The sequence below is a fragment of the Haloarcula sp. KBTZ06 genome (assembly GCF_048595605.1).
GTDB lineage: Archaea > Halobacteriota > Halobacteria > Halobacteriales > Haloarculaceae > Haloarcula > Haloarcula hispanica.
In genome coordinates this window covers 189,307-215,480 of record NZ_CP184339.1, presented here as the reverse complement: position 1 = coordinate 215,480, position 26,174 = coordinate 189,307, and the positions used below count along the sequence as shown (strand labels likewise).

The 26,174-nt window shown below is 58.9% G+C and carries 17 protein-coding genes; 9 read left to right on the top strand and 8 right to left on the bottom strand.

The genetic code is table 11. The features are described 5' to 3' along the window. The first annotated feature begins 194 nt into the window (after nucleotides 1-194). The 4 genes from ACNO8S_RS17585 (at nucleotide 195) to ACNO8S_RS17570 (ending at nucleotide 3,741) form a co-directional block, all read left to right on the top strand. The gene (locus tag ACNO8S_RS17585; protein ID WP_023842983.1) at nucleotides 195-632 is read left to right on the top strand and encodes a chromosome partition protein; all 438 of its coding nucleotides are present in this window, start codon (nucleotides 195-197) and stop codon (nucleotides 630-632) included. A gap of 571 nt (nucleotides 633-1,203) precedes the next feature. After that, entirely contained in the window at nucleotides 1,204-2,415 is a 1,212-nt protein-coding gene (locus ACNO8S_RS17580; RefSeq protein ID WP_014031013.1) for a tyrosine-type recombinase/integrase, read from the top strand. Nucleotides 2,416-2,515: 100 nt separating this feature from the next. Continuing rightward, nucleotides 2,516-3,361 (top strand): ParA family protein, encoded by an 846-nt coding sequence (locus ACNO8S_RS17575; protein ID WP_420182886.1) that lies wholly within the window; start codon nucleotides 2,516-2,518, stop codon nucleotides 3,359-3,361. Continuing rightward, complete coding sequence (locus ACNO8S_RS17570) at nucleotides 3,358-3,741, top strand: hypothetical protein (RefSeq protein WP_014031015.1); 384 nt, start codon at nucleotides 3,358-3,360, stop codon at nucleotides 3,739-3,741. The genes ACNO8S_RS17575 and ACNO8S_RS17570 overlap by 4 nt, the downstream gene beginning before the upstream one ends. Before the next feature lie 2,001 nt (nucleotides 3,742-5,742). On the opposite strand, the gene ACNO8S_RS17565 is transcribed toward ACNO8S_RS17570, so the two are convergent. Further along, nucleotides 5,743-6,543 (bottom strand): IclR family transcriptional regulator, encoded by an 801-nt coding sequence (locus ACNO8S_RS17565; RefSeq protein ID WP_146417840.1) that lies wholly within the window; start codon nucleotides 6,541-6,543, stop codon nucleotides 5,743-5,745. Nucleotides 6,544-6,904: 361 nt separating this feature from the next. Between ACNO8S_RS17565 and nhaC the strand changes: the two genes are divergently transcribed. Further along, the gene (gene nhaC / locus ACNO8S_RS17560) at nucleotides 6,905-8,371 is read left to right on the top strand and encodes a Na+/H+ antiporter NhaC (protein WP_014031017.1); all 1,467 of its coding nucleotides are present in this window, start codon (nucleotides 6,905-6,907) and stop codon (nucleotides 8,369-8,371) included. Nucleotides 8,372-8,789: 418 nt separating this feature from the next. Here the strand turns inward: nhaC and ACNO8S_RS17555 are convergent, their stop codons facing one another. Continuing rightward, nucleotides 8,790-9,194: a DUF4864 domain-containing protein gene (locus ACNO8S_RS17555; RefSeq protein WP_014031018.1), complete on the bottom strand. Its 405-nt coding sequence runs from the start codon at nucleotides 9,192-9,194 to the stop codon at nucleotides 8,790-8,792. A 162-nt stretch (nucleotides 9,195-9,356) separates the two neighbouring features. On the opposite strand from ACNO8S_RS17555, the gene ACNO8S_RS17550 reads away from it, so the two are divergent. Continuing rightward, nucleotides 9,357-9,884 (top strand): PAS domain-containing protein, encoded by a 528-nt coding sequence (locus ACNO8S_RS17550; protein ID WP_420182885.1) that lies wholly within the window; start codon nucleotides 9,357-9,359, stop codon nucleotides 9,882-9,884. Between the two features lie 155 nt (nucleotides 9,885-10,039). Here ACNO8S_RS17550 and ACNO8S_RS17545 read toward each other — a convergent pair whose 3' ends face one another. From ACNO8S_RS17545 to ACNO8S_RS17525, 5 genes are all read right to left on the bottom strand, one after another. Next, the gene (locus ACNO8S_RS17545) at nucleotides 10,040-11,668 is read right to left on the bottom strand and encodes a hydantoinase B/oxoprolinase family protein (RefSeq protein WP_420182884.1); all 1,629 of its coding nucleotides are present in this window, start codon (nucleotides 11,666-11,668) and stop codon (nucleotides 10,040-10,042) included. Next, nucleotides 11,665-13,659, bottom strand: coding sequence for a hydantoinase/oxoprolinase family protein (locus tag ACNO8S_RS17540; RefSeq protein ID WP_420182883.1), 1,995 nt, complete (start codon nucleotides 13,657-13,659; stop codon nucleotides 11,665-11,667). The genes ACNO8S_RS17545 and ACNO8S_RS17540 overlap by 4 nt, the downstream gene beginning before the upstream one ends. Next, on the bottom strand, nucleotides 13,660-14,868 hold the full coding sequence (locus ACNO8S_RS17535) for an Nramp family divalent metal transporter (protein WP_050038381.1): 1,209 nt from the start codon (nucleotides 14,866-14,868) through the stop codon (nucleotides 13,660-13,662). Between the two features lie 186 nt (nucleotides 14,869-15,054). Next, nucleotides 15,055-15,594 carry a ribbon-helix-helix protein, CopG family gene (locus ACNO8S_RS17530; RefSeq protein ID WP_014031024.1) on the bottom strand — a complete coding sequence of 180 codons (540 nt, stop codon included), beginning with the start codon at nucleotides 15,592-15,594 and terminating at the stop codon, nucleotides 15,055-15,057. A 101-nt stretch (nucleotides 15,595-15,695) separates the two neighbouring features. After that, nucleotides 15,696-16,949 (bottom strand): Glu/Leu/Phe/Val family dehydrogenase, encoded by a 1,254-nt coding sequence (locus tag ACNO8S_RS17525; protein ID WP_050038380.1) that lies wholly within the window; start codon nucleotides 16,947-16,949, stop codon nucleotides 15,696-15,698. Between the two features lie 757 nt (nucleotides 16,950-17,706). On the opposite strand from ACNO8S_RS17525, the gene ACNO8S_RS17520 reads away from it, so the two are divergent. The 3 genes from ACNO8S_RS17520 (at nucleotide 17,707) to gdhB (ending at nucleotide 22,142) form a co-directional block, all read left to right on the top strand. Next, on the top strand, nucleotides 17,707-20,574 hold the full coding sequence (locus ACNO8S_RS17520) for a bacterio-opsin activator domain-containing protein (RefSeq protein WP_420183002.1): 2,868 nt from the start codon (nucleotides 17,707-17,709) through the stop codon (nucleotides 20,572-20,574). A gap of 126 nt (nucleotides 20,575-20,700) precedes the next feature. Then, nucleotides 20,701-20,844 carry a rubrerythrin-like domain-containing protein gene (locus tag ACNO8S_RS17515; protein ID WP_014031028.1) on the top strand — a complete coding sequence of 48 codons (144 nt, stop codon included), beginning with the start codon at nucleotides 20,701-20,703 and terminating at the stop codon, nucleotides 20,842-20,844. A gap of 2 nt (nucleotides 20,845-20,846) precedes the next feature. Continuing rightward, on the top strand, nucleotides 20,847-22,142 hold the full coding sequence (gene gdhB / locus ACNO8S_RS17510; protein ID WP_420183001.1) for a glutamate dehydrogenase GdhB: 1,296 nt from the start codon (nucleotides 20,847-20,849) through the stop codon (nucleotides 22,140-22,142). Nucleotides 22,143-22,212: 70 nt separating this feature from the next. On the opposite strand, the gene ACNO8S_RS17505 is transcribed toward gdhB, so the two are convergent. After that, nucleotides 22,213-26,112 carry a PAS domain-containing protein gene (locus tag ACNO8S_RS17505; RefSeq protein WP_420183000.1) on the bottom strand — a complete coding sequence of 1,300 codons (3,900 nt, stop codon included), beginning with the start codon at nucleotides 26,110-26,112 and terminating at the stop codon, nucleotides 22,213-22,215. Nucleotides 26,113-26,174: the final 62 nt, after the last annotated feature.

Here is a 26,174-nt window from a genome sequence, read left to right as displayed (position 1 = left end):
ATCGGTCAGTTCGTCTAGGTTCTACACCAGTGTCGATGCACTATTGGAGATTCATCGCTATCCAAATGTAACCAACTGGGAACTACGATTAGTAGCACATACCAATCAGGCTGGGACATGATGACTCAACCTTTACTGCTGCACCGGGAGAGGCGCCAGTACAGTATTCAGGCTACAGCAGAGGTGGTTCACCGGTGACTACGCTTGCACGCAATATCAGTTCCTGGCTACTCGTCGCTACTGTGGTGGCCACCAGTGGGACAGTCGGGACAACAGTTGCATTTCAGGATTCTGCACAGGACATACAAACAGAGAACGAAGCCCTCCACGCTGAAAACGAGGAATTGCGTGAACAACTGAACGAGACCCGGGAAGACCGAAAAGCGGAAAAATCCCGTGCTGAAAACCTCAACAAACAGTTAGAAACACGCAACGAGGACGTAGACACACTTCTTTCGGAACTAGAAAGGAAAGAAAAGATGTTAAATGCCAGCCAAGCCCGGCTCGCGGAATCCCGAGAAAACCAAGCGGGCATGTCACGGTCCGAAATGGAAAAACGGCTCGATTATCTCTGTGCACAGCCAGAGAACATTGACCGATTTGGTTGCCAGGAGTTCGGTCCCGATGAGTGACAACTGAGAGCTTGGTCCTTGCGTAAGCCACATTTCAGAACCGCTGGGTCTGTTCTATACTGTTGGCTTGGCCATTGCACGATATCCCATCCCGTGTGGTGAAATCCTTCACAAATAGCCGACGGTGACAGTTACGGGAGCTACCGCACGCTCGGAATACCCTATCCTGTAGTCGGTCTTACCTGCTCATTGGTGCTTTTGGAAGAGCGATGAAGGGGTTGTTCTCAGTACAGACGAGAAACCTGTGCTTGACTCCGCCACAGAGTATACGGAATTTGAGTGGAGATGAGCCCTAAACCGCATAAAACCGCAGTGGAACACTTCTACCGAGCCTGTACAGCACAGAATTTGATATAGCGTTATATAGTTTATGTTCTGCGGTAATGCGACCATCTGTATCTGTCTTGTTATGGGTTTCTGCATGAGAAAACAATACAAGACAAACTATTAGTCGTACGATGGAAATACGCTACATACGAAAACTCGGTGATTCAGACGAACCAGCTAGAGCAGTTCGTCGGTTACTGCAGTTCACACCCAAAATCCAATGACTGAAACTCGCTACTCAACGATGGACTTAGCCGACTGCGAGTCTTTCTATCACGAAACCGTCGTACCGACGATGGAAACCGACGGGCTGGACCCGACCGCTGAAACCCCCACGTACACCTGGCTGAACGGACAGTTCCCGGGATTCGTAAAGCATCTCCAACGGCGATTCGACCTGTCCCCGGGGCAGTTCTACGACGAGATCGGAGTCCCAGAAGCCACGACGACATCAGGATCATTTGACTTCCTCTCTGTCAACACCCAGCGGGCCATCGAGGGGTACCTCGAGGAACTTTCGACTCGACGTGGGCGTGCTGACGCGACAATCGACACACGGCGGTCGATTCTACGACGCTACGCGAAAGTATATACCAATATCCACGATACGAAAGATTTGCTCGCACCGCTGGAGAATCCCGACGAACGCGTTGCAGAGATGGATCGGGTAGCGGCGACGTTTGATGCGCTGGACCAACTGGACGATGCCCTGACGACGCTTGCGTCACGGCGTAAATACGTTCAGGACACGCGGCAGTTCTACAAACACCTGGTGATGTTCGGAAACGCCGCGTACAATCCACTGGCTGACCTCGAAATCCGGTTTGGATGGGATAGAACCCCGTCCTGGGACAACAAAGCACTCGATAGAACCGCCGTCCAACGCTTGTATGGAGCAGCGAGTGAGCTACGGGATCGATTCATCGTGGTCGCATGCTGCGGTTGGGGGCTTCGCCCGAGTGAAGTCGCATCGCTACATATTCGACAGCTCAACCTCGATCCGGACGATGACTCGCATCCGTACATAGAGTTCGGTGACGGCGAGCGGAAAAATGGTCCTGGGACCGTGGCTCTCCTGGCCGGTCTGGAGACGGTAGAACGCCGTATAGAGACGCTTGCCGATCCAGAGTGGAGTGGCTACCTCTTGCCCTCTCCGTCCGCAGCCACTGGCCATCTAACCGCCGAAACCGTCCGACGACGGTTCAAATCAGTGGCTGAGGCCGCAGATGTCACTGTCGACGGCGACACGCCAACGCCAAAAACCGGCCGTCGATTCTGGTACACTACGTACGGCGCTGCTGTCAGGCGGGTTGCGGAACGGTTCGAAGACGTCGCAGCGGAGCAGGGCTCGGCGTCTGCACAAGTCGTACTCGATAACTACCTCTCGGAGTCTGAAGCCCGGTCTCACCGGCGGGCGGAGATGCGCGAGACGCTCGCAGGGCTGTTCGTCGAGTAGCCCGCGTTTTGCGAGACCGCTGTAGAGATGCCAGCTGGCTATACCGTATAGCTATACCGTCTGACTAATCTTTATATCTGTGCGGTGAATCCGATACGGTATGCTGACCTACACCGTGTACAGTGAGGCCGGCGGTGTCGGCAAGACAACGATGGCGGCGAACCTCGCCGTCGCCGACGCCCGTGCTGGTCACGACGTACTGGCAATCGATATGGATCCACAGGAGGGGAGCCTCTCGTTCCTGTTCGACGTCGCGGACCGCCGAACGGACTCGGAGGCCGACAGTTTAGTACGACACCTCGTCGAACGGCCACGCGGGCCGTTCACTGACCTCATTGAGACCTCAGAGGGTGTCGATGTCCTTCCCGCACACAACTCTCTGGAGGTCCTTTCGAAACATCTGCGGCGTCGTGAGGAGGAAGCGGCGGACTTCGGTGAGAACTGGAACCCGAACGTCCAGCTCCTTCGTGTGCTAAAGGACGCGGACGTTCCGTCTGAGTACGACACTGTCATCATCGACCCGCCTGCGACCGCGGACGTGAAACTGTACAACGCATTGCACGCGACGCGGAACCTCGTTATCCCGTTTGAACCCAGCGGGAAAGGCCAACAGTCCGTCGAGGGCCTCGCAGACCTCGTGACCGGGCTTGAAGACACGCTAGATATCAACGTGGGCGTGTTAGCTGCTGTACCGAATCGGTTCAAAGGGACCAACGATCAAGAGGAGATGCTCAAACGGCTCCGTGCGGAGTCGTACGATATACCTGTCGTGTTCCGGGAGCGGACGTCCTTGCTTGAAGGCTGTTGGCGCAAACAGTGTTCAGCGTTCAAATACATTGAAGAACACCGGAGTCGGGAACGTGACTACGAAATCGAAACGCTGGAGCAGTTCGAAGAGCTAGCTGCGCATCTCCGACAGACTCGCGAACAGGAGGCAACAGCATGAAATCCGGCTCCGGCGACGATCCGTTTGCGGAGACCGATTCGGATCCAGGGCCAGAATCGGACGAGCAGCAGGATGAGGTGATGGATGTTGAAACTGAACCCGCCGACGTAGAAACGGCGACCCAACCAGACATCCCATACAAATTCCGGCGTGACTCAGTCAAGCAAGACCGCAAGCAACGGCCGATCTTCATTCGCCCCGAGGTCGAGGAGCGCGAATCCACTTTCCTCCGTAATCTAGAAGACGCAGTCGGTGAGGATGTGTACAAGACCGACGCGCTGGAAGCGGCTCTCGTCGTTGCCATGGACAATCCGGACCTTGTCGCTGAAAAGCTCCGTGAGTGGGGGTACGACTGGGAGCAGTCGGCCGCGTCTCGCTAAGTCCACAATAGCTATTGAGCGCATACCATCGCGTTCTGTCCCGGCTTTGTCTTTTGCTTTTGCAGTCCTTTCTCGATACCTAACCGAACGAAACTGGACTGCTAACTGTGTCAACTGCCTACCTTCACCCGCTAGCTCGTATAACTATCCCAACTAACTATCTCTTTTGAATATGCGGAAGGGCTATACCGTATAACTATACCGATTAGCCATATTGTGTGAGTATACAGTATGGCCAATTCGATTAGCCATGCGGAATGGCTATGGGGTGTCGATAGGTCGAATAGCTGAGGAGTTCGATTAGCGGCTGTACGTACTGAGGCGAGCTAATACGTATAGTTCTCTCTTCGAGATATCTCGACTGTTCCTACGACAACAATCGCTGTGGCCGATACCTGTCGGACGGTTCGCCCCTTCTCCCAAAGACAATTATAGATCTGCCGGTGGCGGGCGTCAAGTGCTTTCGAGAGTTACCACCGATAGGTCAAACCGGCACTAGCGGTTTCCGAATCGAACAGGTGTGTCCACCCAAATGCGTCTATACCTGGCTCAGTCCGCTAGTAATGCCCGAACAGCGCTTACGATATCCCCGGGCTGCTGCGGTTCGAAACTCTCCTGATACTCGATGTCCACCTTCGATAGACTGGCTATTCCCTCCAGTCCGATGTGTCATGAATGGGTGAGGCCACACCAGTGACAGCTTTCGTCCAGAAGTTCTGGCACAACAACCTGCGTCTATACGACTCCTGCTGTACGAAGGCGTTACGGCCGCTCGGCCGGACCGCGCCGCGTGTCCCATTCCGAAGCCAGTCAGGGGTTCGCCAGTCCGATGGCATCACCGGCGATGTGGACCGGCCGTGACTCCAGATTGGTGATTCAGCGTCGTCTTTCCGATTACTCTAAGTAGATTAAACAGATATTGTTCAAGAAGCGACGTTCTATCTATAGAAAAGGGCTTATATAGCCACTAAAGTCAATTATCCCCATCAAATTTAAAAAAGTCATTGTACACTCTCCAAACCATTTGTATAATTGCACATTTTGACTTTCAATTTGTCAATCCACACTTGTATTGGTGTTCGGCTATCTAAGATATAGTTAACTAAGATATAGTTAATAGTGTTAATTAATAACAAGAGGGTCGAACCCCGTTAATCAAATTCCGCGTGTCGTGTGAGAATATATAACGATTGTACCCGTGTTATTGTGCTCAGGAACGGGTACCTCTGACCGTTCCGAATGCTTAGCCACGCATCACGTCACTCTATCAATTTGACCGCATACATCGGCTCCCCTGAGTCAGGGTGTAGCATTTGATGAGTAGGATCGGGACTGCTGACAAACAATGACGATCTCGGCGTGTGAGTCTCGGCTGACCGATCAGGTCATGACCGTCTGACCCGCTGGCTGGGAATGGAAGTGAATATACAGCCCATGCAGCAGATCTGGTTGCCTCCTGAGCCCTGGCGATACTTTGACTATACCGAATGGAACCTCAGTTGCCTTACTCTCCCGCTGCACTGGTTGATGCGTGGCCGAAGCGTACACACAGAGGAGACAAAGTTTGCCGACGGCGATGTAGCGCCTCTGGCGTCAGCAAGCAGACTTAGTTCGGAATAAACAAATAAGACTGGAATTCGAGCCGACTAAAACGCTCCAAGACGGTACAACAGCGATTGAAACTGGGCGTATGGTTCACAAGCGGAGAAGGACCGCTGATCGAAGGGGCCTCAAACCGATGCATTAGCCACTCTAATAACGGAATCTGATAGGCGAACTCGACACGAGCGTCAAGCTATCCAGCCATTCAGATTGCTACAGAAGGGAGCGTATCACAGGGTGTCCCTGAGAAGGACTGGATGCCCGTCACCGCTCGAGTATTCAGATAGAGCGCATCTGAACTACAGTTCCGGATTAATGCCTTCTTGTGCCATTTCTGGACTCAACTATATCTTCACGACGTAGTGCAGTAGCGATGGTAGCCTTCGATATATGTGAACACTATTTACTCCGGGCGGCCGCAGACTCTAAATTGACCTCGATGATGTTTGCTGCCTCCATCACTAGCTCCGGAAGGTCATTATTGAGGTATTCACCGGACAGTCGCATTTTCGGTGCGGTTACACTGATCGCACCACAAACTGCTCCGTCCACGTCCTGTATCGGAGCGCCCACGGAGCGCATACCCCGGATTTCCTCCTCATCGTTTATGGCGTACCCCTTCCTTCGAATTTCTGCGAGTCTCTCGCGCAGTTCGTCTGGATCAGTAATCGTTTTTTCTGTTTGCTGAACGAGTTCTTCACTGGCCAGTATATCAGTGACTTGGGCTTCATCGAAATGTGCCAGCAGCGCTTTTCCCGTCGCAGTACAGTGGAGATATTGTGGGGACTCCCTGGTACGCCGTTGATAATCCATGGCTACTGTTTCTCCTCCATTATGCTCGTACAGTGTTACCTCCCTGTTCCGGTACGCAACTGTGAGGTGAACCCATTCACTGGTCTCTTCGGCTAACCGTTCTACTTCCTCCTTTCCGATTTGATAGAGGTCGACCCGATTCCGGACGCTTTCACCGAGTGGGACGAACCGCAGCCCCAACCGATATACGCCGTCTGATTTGTCAATAAAACCCTCTGCAACAAGTGTCTGTAGATACGTATGCAATGTACTTTTGGCAACGTCTACGTCATCACAGAGGTCCGCAAGTGTCACTTCAGACTGTGACTGAATCTCGCGCAGGATATCGCTCGCAGTCTGAATCGACTTGATCTGTCGAGTTGCAGTCGGCGGTTCGCGTTCAGTCATATGTTGAGTCTCGTTTATCAGGTTATATGATTTTGGTATATCGAACGTACAGTTTGTCGGTGCGACCGCTTTCGACAGCACATACTGATCCGACCGGTATGATCGCTCGGTAAGGTGGACTCCGCAGTCCAGCACAATCTGACCCAGAAACAGTTTCGCGACCGCTCTCTACATGAACTTTTATTAATGACGCTGTCAATGGAGCAAACGATATGCGCTGTTGGACAAGTCGGCTTAGTCGCCAAGCTAGCCGTATACCGACTGAGAAGTCGCTTCAAAGCATACACGTCGGAAAACTGAATGCACACGCCCACTGCTGGGAAGAAAACGGTACAGACAATAAGTAACCGACCCAATAAGAATGAGCTCCGAATTCGACATCAAGCTGTACGACGATATTGATCCCGAAGACCGACCCTCTCTGGGAGAGGCGCTGATACCGATTATCGGGATGCTAACCGCGCTGGGCATTGGTATCGGCATCTATGGACTTGACCCGCAGTTCCCACTCCTCTGGGGCATTGCATTCACTGGGCTGTTCAGTTACTACCGGTTCGATATATCCTGGGACGAGATGTACTCCGGGATTACACATACGCTGCTAATGGGCATTCAGGTCGTGTTTATCCTGTTTATCGTCTACGCTCTCATCTCGACCTGGATACAGGCCGGAACGATTCCGACGCTCATGTACTACGGGCTTGACCTGCTGCACCCGATAGTGTTCCTGCCGCTCACGGCGATCATTACTGCAGCGATAACGTTTGCCATCGGCTCATCATGGACCGCAGCGGGGACGCTCGGTGTTGCCTTCATAGGCATCGGATCGGGACTCGGACTCCCTGAACCGATGACCGCGGGCGCAATCCTCACAGGTGCATACACGGGAGACAAACAGTCACCACTCTCGGACACGACAAACCTCGCTTCGGCGGTGACAAACACTGACCTGTACGACCACATTAACGCAATGCGGGCAGGCACTTTCCTTGCCTTCTCCATTGCTGTTGTCCTGTACGCCGGTCTCGGCATCCGCGCGTCAGGAGCGATTCCCGTGGACCGCATCGCCGAGATACAGACGGCGCTCACGGGCTCGTTCACGATCTCTCCGCTCGCTTTCTTCCCGCTTCTCGTTACATTTGGGCTGGCGATATACGGTATCTCCGCTATTCCAGCTCTTGGTGCTGGTGTCTTTGCCGGTGCGATAACATCGGCCGTGCTTCAGGGGAACTCGTTCACATCGGTCTGGACCGTCGCACAGAGCGGAACAAGCCCGGAAACGGGGATGGAGCTCGTGAACGGCCTCCTCGCAAGCGGTGGGATGGTCGGCGGTGCATGGGCCGTAACAATTGCCATCGCCGCACTCGCACTGGGTGGTCTGTTCGAATGCACTGGGATTATCGCTGTCCTGGCACATCACCTCGGCCAGCTCAGTGACAGCGTCGGTAGCCTCACTGGAATCACGGTCCTGTCATCAGTCTCGATGAATGTCCTTGCGGCAGAACAGTATATCAGTATCGTTGTTCCCGGCGTGACGCTCGGGAGCCTCTACGAAGAGAAGGGCCTCAAGACCGAAAACCTCTCCCGGGCAATTGAGTCCTCTGGCACCGTCACGAGCGCGCTCATTCCGTGGAATAGCGGCGCGGTGTTCATGGCCGGAACGCTTGGCGTCAGTACGTTCCAGTACGCCCCCTACTACTTCTTGGGCTTCCTTTCGCCGCTTATCCTCATTCTCATGGGAGTTACCGGCTGGCAAATCACGTATACCGAGACCGAGACTGACAGCCAGACTCCGAGTAATGTGGCTGCGCCGGCAGATAGTGACTGAGCGCACTGCCCGGCGATAGCGGGTAAGTACCCCGGACCTCACTGCGATTCGGAATCACAGGCACCATTCGAGTCCACCGAACCGGATATACTCACTCATTGGTGACAAAGCTCGACGTCTTCGGATATCTCAACCGAAATAGGCGGTAAGTACCTTTAAAAATCTGAACTCAAATATAAGGACCTCTGTTTATATACATATACTACAAAACTATGGAAATAACTATCAATACAAGATTATTCAACCCAATTCTGGGTGCATACTCTTGTCGACGCTGGGGGGCATGGATGCGAAAATCCCTGCATGGGGGCGTACGACTGTCACATCGAAACGGCTGAACACCCGGAACTGGGAGCGATTAACCACTGAAGCGCAGTTCACGATGTTCTGTAACGCTAGGGCCTCTCGTTAGGGAAGTTCAGACCACTACCACACGGTCGGTCTGCCAGCAGCCTCGGAATTCGCCGACGGACTGCACTGATAGACCGAACTCGTACGTGGTCGTTCGTCCGTCCGGCCCTGTGATCGTTATCCGCTGTTCAGCGTAGTTCTCGTTTCGCTCGACAGGGCCTCGCACGGCCTCTCCGAAGTCGATCATCGGGCGGTACTGCGGTGACTCGACCATGGCTATAAATCGGTCCAGTGGCCCAGTCGAGCGGCGGTTGGCTGGGGAGGCGAAATTGTACGCTGTCATGATACCCGCGTTTTCAAACGGGTCGTCGTTCGTTTCTAGCGCATTGAGCTGGAGGGCAACAGCATCACCAGGGCTGTATGTCTCGCTGGGCGTCGGAAGGCCGGTCACCGGGTACTCGTGTTCTGGCATTGATTTCGTAGGTGCCGTGTGTCTCTGAAACAGGGGCTATACCAGCATGAATGGCACGGCTGATCGGCTACAAACCCGGATATCGACGGGAGTTTGTGTTCCCGGCAGCTAGAACTGGCGACTGCGATCAGGGCCGAACTGAGGGACGCACTTATCGAAACCATGTTGCTCGACGACGAGCGGTTTCGCCAGCGGCTTCCGGGTCTTGTCGAAACACACCAGCTCCGGACTGTCGATCCACACCCTGCCGACGAGTCGCCGGCAGACATTTTTCAGAACCTCGATGCGCTCAAGCTCGGCTCTGTGACTGCCTTCGAGCGAAAGATTATCAGGAAAATGGTGCGACTTGGGACGGCACCGCTGGGCCTGACACTCACGGGACCTGCGTACCAAGATAATCCGCTCAGATATGCGACACAGACGTTCAGAGAAATGACGGGCTACTCGCTGACCGCACTCCGCGGCAAGAATCTCCGCCTCCTGCAAGGGCCAGCAACAGACCTCGAGGCGGTCGCAACCCTTCAGGAGGGTATCGACATCTGGGAACAGCGGACCGTCGAACTATGGAACTACCGGGCGGACGGCACACGCTTCAAAAACCGAGTGACGATAGTTCCACTCACCGGTCCCGACGGCTCCATCACGAACTGGCTCGGTGTACAGAAAGCCATCGGCACGGCAGACAGCTAACTGTCGGTGGCACGGTTCACGACGCGTTTCAGACCGAGTGGACGGTCAGCTTGCACTGTGGGAGATACACCAGTGTCGCCCGCATATGAGTGTAGCACTCGCAATACCCACTTCACGGGTCGGTCGCGTTCTGGTAGGGAGCGACCGAACCAGCGTCACTCGTCGTCTACCTTTCCGTCGCGTCGGTCACGGTCCCTGGCTTCCGGGTCCCGCTCTGCCGGCTCACCGTGCCCGCCGCCACCGGGCGTTCGGACGGAGACAGTCGTCCCAGCCTTGACGTCAACGGAGGCCTTCGCAGGGACCGGCTCGCCGTCGACCAGATTCTCCCCTGTCGCGCCGTCTTCGCCGCCGTCGATTCCAGCGGGGGCCGTCCGCCGGCGCTCCGTCAGTAGGGACACGGTGGCGTCTGTCTCGACGGTGACGGTTCGTTCGAGGCCCAGGCCGCCACGGTATCGGCCGTCGCCGCCGCTCGACGGACGCAGCGCGTACCGCTCGACCCGGAGCGGATACTCGGTCTCCATCGCTTCGACGGGCGTGTTGAGCGTGTTCGTCATTCCGACCTGCACGCCGTCCATCCCGTCCTTATCGGGCCGGGCACCGAACCCGCCGCCGATCGTCTCGTAATACGTGAAATCGCCGGTTCGGTCGCCGATGATGAGGTTGTTCATCGTTCCCTGCCCACCGGCGGGAACCCTGTCGGGGACGGCCGTGGCGAGCGCCGCCAGCGTGACATCCATGACGCGCTGGCTCGTCTCGACGTTGCCACCGACGACCGCCGCTGGCGCGTCCGGGTTGAGCACTGACCCTTCGGGTGCGGACACGGACACCGGCTCGTAACAGCCGTGGTTCGGCGGAATCTCCGGGTCGGTTATCGCTCGGACGACGAAGTAGACCGCGCTCTTCGCGACCGAAAGCGGCGCGTTCAGGTTGCCTGTCACCTGCTCGGCAGTCCCGGCGAAGTCGACAGCTATCGAGGCCCCATCGATGGTGACGGCCACCTCGATCGGGATGTCATCGTCGGTCACGCCGTCGCCTTCGAGGATATCCTGCGCTCGATACGTCCCGTCCGGGCGCGCGTCGAGTTCAGCCTCGACCCGCTCGCGGGAGTACTCGATGACGGCATCGAACGCGTCGAGCAGGGTCGGCCCGTGTTCTGCCAGTAGTTCACCGATGCGTTCCTCGGCCCGGGCGTTCGCGGCGCGCTGGGCTCGGAGGTCCGCCTCGCGCTCGTCCGGCGTCCGGACGTTGGCACGGATGAGGTCGTGAACCGCCTCGTTGGGCTCGCCGCCGTCGACGAGTCGAACCGCCGGCAATCGGAGGCCTTCCTCGTAAATCTCCTGTGCGCCCGGTGGCATGCTCCCCGGTGAACTCCCGCCCACGTCGGCGTGATGGGCTCGCGAGACGGCGTACCCGATCACCTCGTCGCTGGGTGCTATCGTCGAGACCAGCGTGATGTCCGGGAGGTGTGTCCCACCGGCGAACGGGTCGTTGACGATGAACACGTCGCCCGGCTTCGGGTCCTTCTGGAGAACGATATCCACCGCGTCGGGCATCGCACCGAGGTGTACCGGGATGTGTTCCGCCTGTGCGACCATCCGACCCGACGCGTCGAAGAGCGCCGTCGAACAGTCCTGTCGCTCCTTGATGTTCGGGGAGTACGCCCCCCGGATGAGCACATGTCCCATCTCGGTTGCAACGCTTTCTAGCTGGTTCCTGAGGATCTCCAGCGTTACGGGGTCGATCGTCTCCTGTTCGGCACTCGATGTGGTGGCTTCGTCATTCATTCGTCGCTCACCTCTGCTGTCAGCGTCCCGTCATCGCGAACCCGGACATTCCAGGCCGGTGGGATGACGATTGTGCTCTCATCGCCCTCGACAATCGCGGGGCCGTCGATTTCGTCCCGTGGTGGCAACTTCGGCCGCTCGTAAACCGGGGTTTCGCGGACCTCATCGGCGAACACCGCCTCGCGAGAGCCCTTCTGTGGGTCGCCATCGGCATCGTACTCGACCGGCGGTGCGCTCCGCTCGACGGTCGTCGTCACGCGACAGTTCACCAGTTCGACGGATTCGTCTGCCCGATACCCGTACGCGGACTCGTGGGCTGCTCCGAACCGCTCGCGGGCGTCTGCGGTGTCGAACGGCCGGTCGACGTCCACGGTGAGTTCGAAGCTCTGGCCGGCATACCGGAGGTCGGCTGAGTGTCGCACTGTCGCCGCCTCGCGGTCGCTGACTTCAGCCAGTAGCTCTTCGGACAACTCCTCGTAGACTGCGTCGACATCGTCGGGGTCGACCGCGCCGAGCGAGCGCTGATACGTCCGTACTGCGTCGCGCTTCTCGTCGGCTGCGAGCAGGCCATATGCCGACAACACGCCTGAGGCGCGCGGAATCACGACCCGGTCGATATCGAGGCTGTCCGCGATGGACGCCGCGTGCATCGGCCCGGCACCCCCGAATGCGGCGAGGCCGAACTTCCGCGGGTCGTACCCACGCTCGACGGTCACAGAACGGATGGCCCTGGTCATGTTCGCGTTCGCGACGCGATAGACGCCCCGGGCGGCTTCCAGTGGACCGCCGAGTCCTGCCTCGTCGGCAAGGTCCGCGAGTGCATCGTATGCCGCGTCCTCGTCGAGCGATAGTTCCCCACCCAGGCTGGTGCTTGCACCGATGTAGCCCAGCACGAGGTTGGCGTCGGTGACGGTCGGCTCAGTCCCGCCCTTCCCGTAGCAGGCGGGGCCGGGGTCGGCCCCGGCGGAACGTGGTCCGATCCGGAGTGCGCCCCCGGCGTCGACCCAGGCGGTGGACCCGCCACCTGCGCCGACTGTCTCGACGTCGACCATCGGCGTCTTGATCGGCCGCTCGTTGATGACGCCCTCCGTGGTCCGTTCGGCCTCGCCGTCGCGGACGAGACTCACGTCGCTAGAGGTCCCGCCCATATCGAACGTGACCAGCCCGTCCTGTTCGTCGGCCGCCATCGACCCTGCCCCCACGACGCCGGCGGCAGGGCCCGAGAGAACCGTCGTCACGGCGTTCCGCCTGACGGTATCGGCGTCGGTGATGCCGCCGTTGGCCTGCATGATACGGGGCTGTGGGACTCCAAGCTCCCGAGTACGGTCGGTGAGGTGACTGACGTAGTGGTCGATCGCCGGCCGTACGTACGCGTCGACGGCCGTCGTCGAGGTTCGTTCGTACTCGCGGAACTCGGCGAGGACTTCGTGGGAAGCCGAGACCGGAACGTCGAGTTCGTCCCGCAGGATGTCTGCGACGTGCTGTTCGTTTTCGGGGTGCGCGTACGCGTGCAGCAGCGAGACGGCGACGGATTCGACATCTATCTCGCGTAACTGCGCGGCGATTGCCCGGACTTCGGCCTCGTCGACGGGCTGTTCGATACCGTCGGTGGTCGTCCGTTCGGACACTTCGAAGCGTCGGCGTCTGGGAACCAGCGGTGTCGGCTTTTCCGCGGACAGGTCGTACAGCGACGGGCGGTCCTGACGGCCGATTTCCAGCACGTCCCGGAACCCTTCGGTCGTGACGAGCGCGGTCTTTGCGCCGTCCTCTTCGAGGAGTGCGTTGACCGAGACGGTCATCGCGTGAGAGAACTCGGTCACGCTCTCCGGGTCGATGTCGGCCGCTTCGCAGGCCTTCTCGATCCCGGCGATTACGCCCTCGCTCTGGTCTTCGGTGCTCGGGACTTTCGCGGTCATGAGCGTGCCGTCGAGCGACAGCGTCACGTCGGTGAAGGTTCCACCGACGTCGACACCGATTCTCCGATCTCCCATCTACAGTACCCCCGCGACGCTGAGCAGCGTCCGAACCCCGAGCCACACGACGATGAGCGTCACGATAGCGCCGAGGGCGTTCGCTATCGACCCGTTCGTGTACTCACCGAGGAGGTCCCGCTGGTTCATCGCGTATATCAGGAACACCGCGACGATCGGCAATAAAATCCCGTTGACCACCTGTGCGAACACGATGATCTGGACGGGACTGCCACCCAGCAACACCGAAAGCACTCCGACACCGAGGATGGTCCCCCAGACGGCACGGAACTGTGTGCTCTGCATATCTGAATCCCAGCCTAACGCACCTGTGGTCGCCCACGCGCCCGCAAGCGGTGCTGTCGTTGCGCTCGTGAACCCAGCGGCGAAGATGCCGATGCTGAAGAACAGTTCGGCGTACGGCCCGGCGATGGGTCGGAGCTGTTCGGCCATCCGGCCGATATCGCTGATCTGCGTTCCGGGCTCGAACGCTGCGGCCGCGGTCACCATGATCGTAATCGTGATGACGCCGCCTGCGACGATAGACAGCACCGTGTCGATACGCGAGTGGCCGATATCCTCGGGACCGCTCCACCGCTCCTGAACGTTACTCGCGTGCAGGAACAGGTTGTACCCGACGATGGTCGTGCCGATGAGGCCGGTGATGAGGTACAGCGACCCCGAGGGGATACCGGGGATGAACCCCATCGCAATCGAACCGGGATCGGGACCGATGAGGATCGCCGACGCCACGAATGAAAACGCCATCACGGCGACCAGCCCAATGAGCGCTTTCTCGATCAGCTTGTAGCGCCCAGTGTAGAGCAGGAGTCCGGCGACGAGCCCCATCACGACGCCCCACACCGTGGAGTCGATACCCGTGATCGTTGCGAGCCCTGCGGCACCGCCGAGGATGTTCCCGGCCTCGTAGGCGGCGGTCCCGATGCCGATCGCGCCGACAACGAGGAATATACTCACGTACTCGACGATCTGATTGTCGAACCGCTCTCGAAGTGCTTCACCAAGTCCTTCGCCCGAGACAAGGCCCAGTCGCGCGCTCATCTCCTGGAGAACGATCGTTGCCCCAATCGAGAAGACCATTGTCCACAGGAGCGCATAGCCGAACTCCGCCCCGGTGACGCTCGCAGTCGTGACCGTGCCTGGGCCGATGAACGCGGCCGCGACCATCGCTCCTGGACCGACGGCTTTGAGTCGTTTTGTAATGCTCATGATTGTTAGTTTTGATAGCCACTGTCACGGTCCCAGCAGGTAATAAAAAACATTGTTAAGACCTGTGTGTAGTCGGCACATCGGTCGTATGAACACTGTGTACGTGTCACCAGATGTGTGAACGAGTACGAAATACCCTATCTCCGGATTCGAGTCGGTTTGCGTCCCGGGCGGGGGTATTCACTGCTAGCGTTCTCGCAACAGCACCTTCGAAACGCTCTCTTCGATTTCGATTTCGAACGGGAGGTCGGTGATGCTACCGCGGATGAACCGGATCATCAACCATCGCACCGACTCGGATGGGAAAACAACGTGGAAACTCCCTTTTTCGTCCCGTCGAACGGTCAGGAACCCACACAGCGAGAGCCATTCGAGAACGTCTTCGAGTGAATCGAACCGCTCGGCGTACTCCTGTGCGTGGTATTGGGCTACCTGATCGATCATTTCGAGAACCCCCTCGTCACGTTGTGCTGGATCACTAAACTGGCTCAGGAGTGCGTGCAGCAAGTCGATATCCAGAAGCACATGTTCGCCCGTCGAGAGCATCTCGTAGTACGTCTGGAGGTGGTCGCTGTCGCTCGCGTGCGCCGAGTCGAAGTTCGCCGCGTAGAACGCGATTGCCTCGCGGATCAGTTGGCTTTGACTTTCCCCAGTTCGGTCGGTCAGATCCTCTAACGTCTCCTTGGTCTCCTCGTCGAGAGAGACGGTGACGCGGTCGGTTGGCATAGTGCCCCTCGTCGCTGGACGGCCTTAATATCGTGTCGTTTGGTGACAGAGGACTCTCAAACATGGCAGCGATGCGCGACTGACCGTGGTCTGGGACTCGCCTATGGCCAGGTGCCGCGCTGCTCGCCAGCGTTCATGACCCGCTGGAGTGCGACGACGTACGCGGCGGTTCGGAGCGACGGGAGGTTCCGCTCCTCGTAGGCGTCGACGAGGTTCCCGAACTGGTCGACGATAATCGAGTCCAGTTCCTCGTTCACGCGCTCTTCGGACCAGTAGAAGCGCTGTCGGTTCTGGACCCACTCGAAGTACGACACGATGACGCCGCCTGCGTTCGCGAGGATATCCGGAATGACCAGCGTCTCGCGGTCGCTGAGAACGTCGTCCGCTGCGGGGGTAATCGGGCCGTTTGCGGCCTCAGAGATGACGTCGGCGGAGATGTCCTGTGCCAGGGACTCGTCGATGGCGTTCTCGAGTGCGGCCGGGATCAACAAGTCGACATCAAGCGTGAGCAGTTCCTCGTTCGTGAGTTCCTCCGCTGCGTCCGGATATCCGACGACGCTCCCGGTTTCGCGTTTGTAGTCCTTGACTGCGACGGGGTCGAACGACGCTTCGCTGTAGATAGCCCCGCTCGAATCGGACACGGCGACGACGTTGGCACCCATCTGGTGAATGAGTTTCGCCGCGATCCAGCCGGCGTTCCCGTAGCCCTGGACTGCGACCGTCGCGCCTTCGAGGTCCTTGTCGAGATACTCGAAGGCTTCACGCGCTGCGACGACCGTCGAACGCCCGGTCGCTTCGACGCGGCCTTCGCTGCCACCGCTTGCGAGGTCCTTCCCGGTGATGACGCCGGGTTCGGTCGTGTTTTCGAGTGTCTCGTAGGTGTCCTTGATCCAGTTCATCTCGCGCTGGCCCGTGTTGACGTCGGGTGCGGGCACGTCGCGGTCGGCCCCAATCAGCGGCGTCAGTTCCTTCGCGAACGAGCGCGTGACCCGTTCGAGTTCGCTCTCGGAATAGTCACTCGGGTCGATGACGATGCCGCCTTTCCCGCCGCCGAGCGGGATATCGCCCGTCGCCGTCTTGTAGACCATCCAGCCGGAGAGCGCCTTGACCTCGTCCCGGTCTACCTGCGGGTGATAGCGGATTCCGCCCTTGTATGGGCCGCGGTCACCGTTGAACTGTGACCGGTACGCACGGAACACCTCGACCGACCCGTCGTCCATCTCGACAGACAGGTTCGTCTCCAGTATCCGCTCGGGAGTTTTCAGCCGTTCCAGCTGTCCCTCTGAAATGTCTAAATATTGTGCTGCTGCATCTATCTGTGTCCGTAGACTCTGGTACGGATTTACATCAGACATATATCCACGGGATTCATCGAGATACCAAAAGCTATCTATTTCTACCAGGAAAATTACTATATCACTCGATATAGTAAACACTAAAAGAGGGGCTTACAACCGCGCTTGGCTCCGAATCACTTATCCTATCTTCACATTCTTATCAAATTCTGACACAACTACGTTTCCTGTATTGTCCGTCACCCGAACAGCGGTGTTCGTATCGAGTGCCACAGCGTCCGCAACCTGTTCCGTTCCACGTACTGGAACGTTGACCCGGTCGACATCAGGGATCAGACAGTCACGACGTTCGGCACGTTCGAGCAGGACGTCTCCGCTTGGGAAGTGCCAGACCCGCGTCACGGAACGGAACACTGGCATCGACGTCGGCGCTTCGACGCGCCTGATAGCTCTCTTCTCCGTCAAGCGACGTTGTACGTCCATCATAGCTGAGCTGAATCGGCGGGAGCTATTGGCTCGCGACTGCCCGGATGACGGGCAGGGACCGACCGTGTCGGCGTCTGTGTGATGTCCGTCATGTGTCTCCCCGAGTACCGGCCGTCGACCGATGGCACTCTATCGGAACGACCGCGGGAATGAGCAAATACTAAATTGTTTAGCAACGAAGTCCACCAGACACCAGGTGTTTACTATTGAACCCTCCATACAGAACACGGCAACCGAAACACCCCGTTCCCGACGGGTGGCGACAACTCGAACGAGCGTCCACGCATAGCGCCAGTGGTCTCAGTGATAGCTCTGTGCCTGGGAGAATCAGATGAGCGACGTCGGGAGTCCACTCCACACGGCCCAGGTTCTCGTCGTCGGTTCGGCGAATTGGACCGAGCCGTTCTCAGACGCTCTCAGCGCGAGCACCGAGGCCGCTGTTCGCACCGTTGCGACGACATCGGAAGCCCTGGATACCGTTCGGGCGCGCTCGGTCGACTGTCTCGTCACGGGCGAGACACTCGACGACGGGAGTGGCACTGATCTGGTCCGACAGCTCCGGGACTCGGCTCCGGACCTCCCGGTCGTCCTCGGAACCACGGACGGCGGCGAGGCCCTGGCGAGCGAGGCAATCCAGGCCGGCGTTTCCGACTACGTCCCACTGACCGGAGCAGACGGCCTGCGGATAGACGAGTTGGTTGAGCGAACCGGGAAGGCGTTCCAGTCCGCTCGGCGAGCGATCACACAGCGCGAACGGGCGCGGCAGTTCGACGCCGTCTTTCACGACACACAGACGGCCACCTGGGTCCTCGACCCGGATGGCTCGCTCGCCCGTGTGAATCAGACGGGACGGGCGATGATCGACGAGGACGTGGACGCGGTCATCGGTGACCTGTTCTGGACGCTGCCGTGGTGGGCACAGTCCGAGGCGACCGAACGCGACATCCGGCAGCTCGTGGAGGCCGCACACGACGGGCAGTTCGGTAACGCAGTCGTTCATCGGCCGACCACGGCCACGGACCGCGTTATCGAGCTTTCGGTTCGGCCGGTCGAGAACGACTTCGGCGACGTCACCTCGATCGTGATCGAAGGGATAGACATCACGGAGCAGGTCACCCTCGACCGTGACCTCCGCCAGTCCGAGGAACTCCACCGGGTCACGCTCAGCAACATGACCGACACCGTCCTCATGACGAACGAGGACGGGGAGTACACCTACGTCTGCCCGAACGTCCACTTCATCTTCGGCTACACCGACGACGAGATCCGCGAGCAGGAAACTATCGACACGCTCCTCGGTGAGGACCTGTTCGACCGTGCTGAACTCGCCGAGAAGGGCGTTCTCAAGAACATCGAGTGTACCGTCACCGACAAAGCGGGCCACGAGCACACGCTGCTGGTCAACGTCCGCGAAGTCGCGATTCAGGGCGGAACACTGCTGTACAGCTGCCGGGACATCACGAAACGGAAACAGCGCGAGGAAGCGCTGGCGACGCTGCAGGAAACCGCACGGAAGTTCCTCTACACGGAGACCGATCAGGAGATCGCCCACCACATCGTCGACGACGTGCTCAGTGTGTTCGACGTCTCCGCGAGTGCCATCTACCTGCACGACGTCGAGACGAACGAACTCCAGCCTGTCACACAGTCACAGGCGATGACCGACCACCACGGGCCGCTGCCGGCCGTCCGCACGAACGACGACACGCTTCCGAGCCACAGCTTCGTCAACGACGAGACACTCGTGTTCGACGACGTCCACACGTCGGACCGACTGGAAAACCGGGCGACCGACCTCCGGAGCGTCATGTTCATTCCGCTGGGCAACCACGGCGTGTTCGTCAGCGGCTCGCCAGCCGTCGGGGTGTTCGACGACGTGACACAGGAACTCACCGACCTGCTCGCAGCGACCGCCGAGGCTGCTCTCGACCGAGTCGTCCGAGAATCTCAGCTCCGGGAACAGGACCGTGAACTCCAGCGACAGAACGAGCAACTGACCGCCCTGAATCACATCAACAACACGATTCGGGAGATCGACCAGACGATCGTCAGCGCCGAAACTCAGGAAGAGATCAACCACACTGTCTGCGAACGGCTGACTGACACGGACCGATTCAAGTTCGCGTGGATCGGCAGCGTCGATCCGGGCGGTAATACCGTCGAAACGCGGGCGTGGGCAGGCAACGAACAGGGGTATCTCGACAGTCAGCCAATCACCGTCGCGGACTCCGAGACCGAGCCCGCCGGCCGGACGGCTGCGACCGGCGAGGTGACGATGATCCCCAACGTCGCCGCTGACCTCCGGAACGCGCCGTGGCGGTCGGACGCGCTCACGCGTGACTTCCTCTCGGTGCTGAGCATCCCGCTGGTGTACAACGATCTCAGGCACGGCATCCTCACCATCTACGCGGACACGAAAGACGCGTTCGACGAGACAACGCGCACAGTGTTGCGCGAACTCGGCGAGACAATCGCCTCGGCGCTCAGTGCTATCGAACGGAAACACGCGCTGCTCACGACGTCAGTGACCCGCGTCGAGTTCGACATCGATGACGAGCGATTCCTCCTGTCGAGACTCGCCCGGTCGGCGGGGTGTACCCTCTCCTACGAGGGCGGCATCCAGCACGCGCCGGCTGGTAACAGCGTGTTCGTCACGGTCGAAGACGCTGACGTGCAAACGGTCGCGGCGGCTGCGGCGGACATGACGTCGATTGACGACGTGACACAGATCAGTAACGACGACACCGAGCGCGGCGTCCTGCGGCTGGAGTTGTCACAGCCGTTCCTCGCCTTAGAACTGGCCGACCACGGTGCTATCTTCCGGGAAGCGACCGCCGATCCGGACGGGACGACACTCGTCGTCGATGTGCCACAGAGCGTCGACGTTCGAAACATCGCACAGTTGGTCGATAGCACGTTTTCCGGGGTCGAACTCAGGCGCAAGGAGACGCTCGAACGAGGTCTCGAGCAGGACCGGGGTTCGGAGTTCCTCACGGACCTCACGGAGCGCCAGCTCGAAGTGATTCAGACCGCCTACTACAGTGGCTACTTCGAGTCACCGCGCACGAAGTCCGGCGAGGACATCGCGACGATGCTCGAAATCTCTCCGCCGGCGTTCTACCAGCACGTCCGGACTGTCCAGCGGAAGCTGTTCACCACACTGTTCGAAGACCGGAGTGTCTCGGGTCTGGAGTCGTGAACGGGGTTCAATAATAAACAACCTAATCAACTCCTGCTTCTTTGTTTAACCTCTGAATATTCCTTTGATGTCCTTCTATTCCTTAATCGAGTACTGGCGGTCGGACACCGTCACTCGTGAATACACATGAGAGATGTAGAGCAAGACCACGACGAGGCGACACCGTACGAGTGCTTTGCGTGTGGCAAAGTCATCACTGCAGAGAGCCAACCGGAGAACTGTCAGGACTGTGGCGGTGAAATGCGCAACCGACTGACACCGTTGGAATAACGATGGGATCGGAACTGAGCCCCGCTTCTCCTTCGGAAGACTCGTCGACGCCGTCCGAGCCCGAATCAGCGCTGGAAACAGCCCGTCTACAACTCCACCGAGCCGCGGACCACCTCGATATCGACCCGAACATCGTCGAGCGACTGAACCACCCGCGAAACGTCCACGAAGTCACCGTTCCGATTGAGCGGGACGATGGCACAGTCGAAGTGTTCACCGGGTATCGAGCCCAGCACGATAGCGTCAGAGGGCCGTACAAAGGCGGGCTTCGCTACCATCCCGACGTGACGAGGGACGAATGCGTCGGCCTCGGGATCTGGATGACCTGGAAATGCGCGGTGATGGACCTCCCATTCGGCGGCGCCAAAGGGGGTATCGCCGTCAACCCGAAAACGTTGAGCCGAGACGAGAAAGAACGGCTCACCCGCCGGTTCACACAGGAACTCCGCAAGGTCATCGGCCCGAACCTGGACATTCCCGCCCCGGACATGGGAACAGACCCACAGACGATGGCCTGGCTGATGGACGCCTACTCCATGCAAGAAGGCGAGACGATTCCGGGTGTCGTCACCGGAAAGCCGCCGATTGTCGGTGGGAGCAAGGGACGCGAGGACGCGCCCGGTCGGAGCGTGGCGATTATCACACAGTTGGTCTGTGAGTACTACGACCAGCCGCTGTCAGAGACCACGGTCGCAGTACAGGGCTACGGCAGTGTCGGTGCGAACGCAGCACGGTTACTCGACGAACGGGGCGCGACTGTCGTCGCGATCAGCGACGTGAACGGGGCGATGTACGACCCCGCCGGAATCGATACGGCGTCAGTGCCGTCACACGACGAGGAACCGGAAGCGGTCACCGAGTACGCCGACACCGTGATTTCGAACGACGAGCTGCTGACGCTGGACGTCGACGTCCTCATCCCGGCCGCACTCGGGAACGTCATCACCGAGGCCAACGCGGACGATATCGCCGCGGAGTACGTCGTTGAAGGGGCGAACGGCCCGACTACGTCTACCGCTGATTCGATCCTCGCTGACCGAGATGTCATGGTGATTCCGGATATCCTGGCGAACGCCGGTGGCGTCACGGTGAGCTACTTCGAGTGGCTACAGGACATCAACCGTCGGTCGTGGTCACTTGAGCGCGTGAACGACGAACTCGACGAAGAGATGCGGGCGGCCTGGGACGCCGTCCGGACGGAGTTCGAAAACCGCGACATTACGTGGCGCGATGCGGCGTACATCGTTGCCCTGTCCCGTATCGCGGAGGCCCACGAAGCGCGTGGGCTCTGGCCGTAGCACTGGTTCTGTCGGTTCCATTACGGGTTCCACCACTGTCGATGCCGAGAAACCGCGACCACCGCTTCCCTCAGTAGCGGAACTCGAACTGTGCCCCGCCAGCAGTGCTCTCCGTCACACGGACGGTCCAGCCGTGCGCTTTGGCGATGTCCGCCACGATTGAGAGTCCGAAGCCAGTCCCTCCTTTGGTAGACGTCACGCCGTGTTCCAGTACTTCCTCACGCTTTGCCGGCGGAATCCCGTCGCCGTCGTCCGCGACGTAGAACCCGTCAGGGCTGTCTAGCTGCCCGACGGTTACGGTGACGGCGTCCCCACCATGCTCGATAGCGTTCCTGAAGAGGTTCTCGAACAGTTGCGTCAACCGGCCGGCGTCACCAGCCACTGTCGGGACCGCCTCAGCAACTGTCAGCGTTGCGTCAGCGGTGTCGACGTACCCCCACGCCTCCGTCGTCACGGTCTTGAGATCGATTTGTTTCGTGTCCGTAACTGTGCTCTCGCCGCGTGCCAGCGTCAGGAGGTCGTCGATCAACTGCTCCATGCGGTCGTGTGCCGCCTCGATCCGCTCTAGGTAACTGAGGTCGCCCGTCTCCTCGACGATGTCGAGAAACCCGATGGCGATGGACAGCGGGTTCCGGAGGTCGTGGGCGACGACACTGGCAAATTCGTCGAGCCGCTCGTTCTGCCGCTGCAGTTCGGTTTCCCGGCTTGCGCGTGTGAATGCCGCCTCGACAGTCGCACCCAGTATCTGGAACAGGTCCACGTCTGTATCAGAGAACGTCTGTTCCTGTGTCGTTCCGACGCCGATAAGCCCAAACTCGCCCAGAGGAACGAACAGGCCGCTCCTGAGTTGTGCGTCGGCCTTGCCGAGTGTTACTTCGGACTGGAGATCGTCGTATTTACGCAACTCCGACGCCTCGAACGCCTCCCACGCAAGCGCCTCTCCGGACTCCAGCCGCGGGAGCTCACCGAGCAGTTCTCTCGTGGCCGCACTCGCCGTCAGCGGGACGAGCTCGTCGGCTTGGTTGGCAGACTCCCAGATCCCGGTGAGCTCGAACCCGAGAATATCGACGGCAGCCTCGACAGCGATGTCGCCGATTTCGGCACTCGACTGTGCGCCGCTGAGCCGCTGTGCAGTCGCCTGCAGTGATCGGAGCTTCGACTCTAACTGCTTCTGGTCAGTGATATCCTCCAGAACGGCCAGTATGCTCGTTATTTCCCCATCCGGTGCAGTGATTGGGGCAACCGACAGAAGTAGATCCAGTACCTCACCACCTTTCGTTTCCCGCCGTATCTCCTTGCCGCGAATCGGCTCGCCGCTCAGTGCGCGCTGGCGGTGGGATTCGAATTCAGCCTGCTGATCGTTCGGGACCATCGGATTGAACTCGCCGAGTACCTCCTCCCGAGACCAGCCGAACATGTTCTCGGCCCCGTCGTTCCAGCGGATGACGGTTCCGTCCGTGTCGATTTCCATGACGGTGAGTGGCGTCGCCTCGATGAGTGATTCGAGTCGCTGGTTCGTCGTTTCGAGTTCGCGTTCCCGCTCGACCTGTTCAGTTACGTTGCGGGCGATGCCGACGATCCGGACGATTTCGTCACCCAACATAACTGGCGCGAGGCTCGTATCCCAGAACCGTGCGTCGGGAGCGATGTCCAACTCTTCCTGATACGAGATTGGCGCACGCTGTTCGACACAGCGAGTGTAGTTCGCTGCGAGTTCGGCCCCGCGCTCGGCACCGAATACTTCCCGTGGCGTCTGGCCACGAACTTCGTCGGTAGTGAGTCCGGTCTGTGACTCGTAGCCGGGACTGAGCCGAGCAAACTCGAACGCTAGCTCGTCACCGGCTGTATCGACATCGAGCATGAAGATGGCGTCACCGGAGGTGTCGAGCAGTGCCTCGTACTCCTCGGCGAGCTCTCGGTGTGCGCGCTCCTCGGCTTTTCGCTCGGTGATATCCTGAAATACGCCCCGAATCACTGGCTCGTCATCCTGCGGCTCGTCAACGCGTTCCCCCCACGCCCGAACATCGCGCACGTCACCGCCAGTCCGGACGATTCGGAGATCGAGATCGTACGGTTCTCGGTCCGCAATTGCCCGCTCGACGGCAGTCGTAATCGTCTCCCTGTCGTCAGGATGGTAGAACTCGATCGCGTCGTCGAGCACCGGGTCGTAATCGTCGTCAACACCGTGAATCCGGCGGACCCCGTCAGACCAGTCGAGGGCCCCGGTCGACGGGAAGTACTCCCAGACGCCGATGTCTGCGATGTCCTGCACGCGTTCGAACAGGAACTCCTGGCGCTGGAGGTCGGCGTGGTCCCGCCCCCGCGATATCTCGGCACTCACGAGCTCTGAGAGTAGTTTCACGAACGTTCGCTCTAGCGCTCCAAAGGAATCGACTCGCGTCGTCGGACTCGAAAAATTGACCGTCCCGTACCGGGTTCCGTCGACGACGAGTGGCACGCCGATGTACGACTCTAACTCGAACTCACGATATGCCGGGTGGGTTTCTCTCCCATCGGCAACTGCGTCTGCGAACGAACAGACCGAGTCTGTCCCGATAACTGCCTCGCAGTACGTCGATTCGAGATCGAACTGATCACCGGATTCGATTTCGGACTCCGGTGCGTGCACCGCCTTGACCGTGTAATCGTCGCCCTGAACGCGTGAGACGATTCCGATCTCGAGATCGAGCATTCGACACCCCAGCTCAAGCAGTTCCTGAAGCCGTGTCTCGGCCGAGACATCACTCTTTGCCATGACAGTCTGGAGTTCCCGGAGCGCGTCACGCTCGCGCTCTAACTGTCGCTTGACGTCGCTTTGTTCCGTGATGTCCCGAGCAACGACGAGCGCTTGATTGCTCTTGTTGCTCTGAAACGGTGTCACTCGAACATCAAACGTCCGTTTATCGCCCTCGGCCGTGATATCGAGTTGCAGGTCCGCGTCGTACAATCCCGTGACGCCTCCGTCGCCTTCTATGTCATTGAGCGTCGAACGGACCGCAGATGTAAACTGCTCTGTATCAGACGTAGAAATACGGTTGCCCACAACTGTCTCCAACTGCTGCCCTGCGATCTGCGTTGACTGGTCCCCGGCGATCAGCCGTTTCGAAGCCGCATTCGCGAATTCGATCGTCCCTTCATCGTCGAGGACGAACACGGCGTCGTGGATGTTTTCGAGGATCGTCTCACTGCGCTCCAGTTCCAGCTCTCGCTCCCGCTCGGCTGTAGTTTCGCGTGAAAAAATGGTGAGACCGTCATCGTCCGGGAACACTCGCACTTCGACCCAATAATCGAACGGCTCGCCAAGGTACTGTTCGAACGACACCGGTTCCCCGGTCTCCATCGCGGTTCGGTATTTGTCTTCGAGTTCCGTCCCAACAATCGAGGGGAACTCTTCCCAGATACTGGCACCGATGATAGCATCGGGGTCGCGGTCGACACGCCTGGCCATCTTCTCGTTTATGTATTCGATACGCCACTCGTCGCCGACGGCGTAGATCCCGTCAGTTGCCCGTTCCAGCGTTCGCTGGAAGCGGTCGGACAGTCGTTCGGCGACCGCTTGTTTGCGAGCGGCCTCGACGAGCGTCTGTATGCGGCGCCCGAGCAACTCGAAACTGTTCTCGCCCGCATGGATCGGAATGTAATCGGAGACGCCCGCCTGCGTTGCCTCGCTCGCGATTCGCTCGCTTCCCCGGCCAGTGAATAGTATTGTCGGTATTTCGTATTGTTCAGCTTGGAGCCGATCTAAGAGATCAATTCCCGTTCCGTCCGGCAGCGAGTACGACGTGACTACACAATCGACAGTCGAAGTTACAAGCAAGTCGAGCGCAGCCTCCACAGCCCCGACAGCTGTGACTTCAAAGCCCGATGAGATATTCACGAGTTTCGTCTCCGCCAACTCAGCAAAGTCACTATCGTCGTTTACATACAGAACGTGAATACAATCGGACGTCTCACCACCTGTATAAGTCATTATCACACCTACGCAGCGTGCTTTTAAGAATCGAGCGCACCAGTTCTTATCTGTGATATCCC